The organism is Paraburkholderia sp. RL18-085-BIA-A (assembly GCF_046027075.1).
Taxonomy (GTDB): domain Bacteria; phylum Pseudomonadota; class Gammaproteobacteria; order Burkholderiales; family Burkholderiaceae; genus Paraburkholderia.
In genome coordinates, this window is sequence record NZ_JARESU010000649.1 from 1 (window position 1) to 381 (window position 381).

The 381-nt window shown below is 60.6% G+C and carries 1 protein-coding gene; it reads left to right on the forward strand.

Annotated features, from left to right (window positions below):
• The coding region (locus P0D89_RS54240) for an IS6 family transposase (RefSeq protein ID WP_408379881.1) at positions 1-381 on the forward strand (381 nt) is incomplete at both ends.

A 381-nucleotide genomic window follows, 5' to 3' on the forward strand; every position in this document is an offset into this window, starting at 1 on the left:
TTCCTGCGGGGCGTGGCCGAAAGGGGTTTGTCGCTGGCACACACCACGATCATGGGTTGGGTAAAGCGCTTTACGCCGGAGTTCGTCAAGCGCTGGAACCGGTTTGGCATACGCACTGGCCGATCATGGCGTGTTGACGAGACCTATCTGAAGATTCGTGGCAAGTGGGTCTATCTCTACCGGGCGATAGATCGGGTCGGCCAGACAGAGGACTTCATGCTCAGGGCAAAGTGCGATGTGAGCGCGGCCCAAGCCTTTTTCAGGAAGGCCATCAAACATCAGGGCCAGCCACCGGAGACGATCACGCTCGATGGCTATGCCGCCTCGCACCGGGCCGTGCGCGAGATGATCGCTGACGCTCTGCTGCCTGAGGGGACGCAC